The following is a 1899-nucleotide window of genomic DNA, read 5'->3' as shown; positions in this document are numbered from 1 at the left end:
CTTTTAAAACTTGGGATGTAGCGAGCGTTTGAGATGTCTATCTCGACGTGTCGTTGAGGCTAAGGCGGGGGCTTCGAGCCCCTAAAAATTGAGTCGTATGTTCGCGCCGGTGGATTTGTACCCCGTCGGCACGTCATGAACTCCGAGGCGACTTGGGGTTATATGGTCAAGCGAATAAGCGCACACGGTGGATGCCTTGGCGGTCAGAGGCGATGAAGGACGTGACAGCCTGCGAAAAGCGCGGGGGAGCTGGCAATAAGCTTTGATCCCGCGATGTCCGAATGGGGAAACCCACTGCTTCGGCAGTATCCTGCAGTGAATACATAGCTGCTGGAAGCGAACCCGGTGAACTGAAATATCTAAGTAACCGGAGGAAAAGAAATCAACCGAGATTCCCTAAGTAGTGACGAGCGAACGGGGACTAGCCCTTAAGCTGGTATGGCTTTAGAAAAACAACCTGGAAAGGTTGGCCATAGAAGGTGATAGCCCTGTATTTGAAAGGGCCATATCAGTGAAGACGAGTAGGGCGGGGCACGTGAAACCCTGTCTGAACATGGGGGGACCATCCTCCAAGGCTAAATACTCCTGACCGACCGATAGTGAACCAGTACCGTGAGGGAAAGGCGAAAAGAACCCCGGAGAGGGGAGTGAAATAGACCCTGAAACCGTGTGCGTACAAGCAGTAGGAGCCCGCAAGGGTGACTGCGTACCTTTTGTATAATGGGTCAGCGACTTACAGTTCGTGGCAAGCTTAACCGTATAGGGGAGGCGAAGGGAAACCGAGTCTGAATAGGGCGCATAGTCGCGGGCTGTAGACCCGAAACCGGGTGATCTAGTCATGCCCAGGGTGAAGGTGCGGTAACACGCACTGGAGGCCCGAACCCACTCCCGTTGCAAAGGTAGGGGATGAGGTGTGATTAGGAGTGAAAAGCTAATCGAACCCGGAGATAGCTGGTTCTCCTCGAAAGCTATTTAGGTAGCGCCTCATATGTATCCTCTCGGGGGTAGAGCACTGTTATGGCTAGGGGGTCATCGCGACTTACCAAACCATTGCAAACTCCGAATACCGAGACGGACTGTATGGGAGACACACGGCGGGTGCTAACGTCCGTCGTGAAAAGGGAAACAACCCAGACCCACAGCTAAGGTCCCAAATTACCGCTAAGTGGAAAACGATGTGGAAAGGCACAGACAGCCAGGAGGTTGGCTTAGAAGCAGCCACCCTTTAAAGAAAGCGTAATAGCTCACTGGTCGAGTCGGTCTGCGCGGAAGATTTAACGGGGCTAAGCGGTAAACCGAAGCTTGGGGTGCATCACTTCGTGATGCGCGGTAGAGGAGCGTTCCGTACGCCTGCGAAGGTGGATTGAGAAGTCCGCTGGAGGTATCGGAAGTGCGAATGCTGACATGAGTAACGATAATGCGGGTGAAAAGCCCGCACGCCGAAAGCCCAAGGTTTCCTTGCGCAACGTTAATCGACGCAGGGTGAGTCGGCCCCTAAGGCGAGGCAGAAATGCGTAGTCGATGGGAAGCTGGTTAATATTCCAGCACCTCGCATAAGTGCGATGGGGGGACGGAGAAGGTTAGGTGTACCGGGCGTTGGTTGTCCCGGGGAAAGGCGGTAGGTTTGGATCTTTGGCAAATCCGGGATCCTTTAAGACCGAGCACCGAGACGAGTCCTTTAGGACGAAGTCACTGATACCACGCTTCCAGGAAAAGCCCCTAAGCTTCAGCTTATGCAGACCGTACCGTAAACCGACACAGGTGGGTAGGATGAGAATTCTCAGGCGCTTGAGAGAACTCGGGTGAAGGAACTAGGCAACATGGCACCGTAACTTCGGGAGAAGGTGCGCCCTTTTTGGTGGCTCGTGCGAGCTATAGCTGAAGAGGGCCGCAGTAACC

1 rRNA gene is annotated in these 1899 nt (G+C 53.9%); it reads left to right on the top strand.

The features are described from left to right. Positions 1-164: 164 nt before the first annotated feature. A 23S ribosomal RNA gene (locus tag IG80_RS0111780) occupies positions 165-1899 on the top strand; the annotation flags it as partial.

Origin of the sequence: Candidatus Paracaedibacter symbiosus (assembly GCF_000757605.1) — a bacterium.
Classification (GTDB): domain Bacteria; phylum Pseudomonadota; class Alphaproteobacteria; order Paracaedibacterales; family Paracaedibacteraceae; genus Paracaedibacter_A; species Paracaedibacter_A symbiosus.
This window is presented reverse-complemented; position numbering and strand designations above follow the sequence as displayed.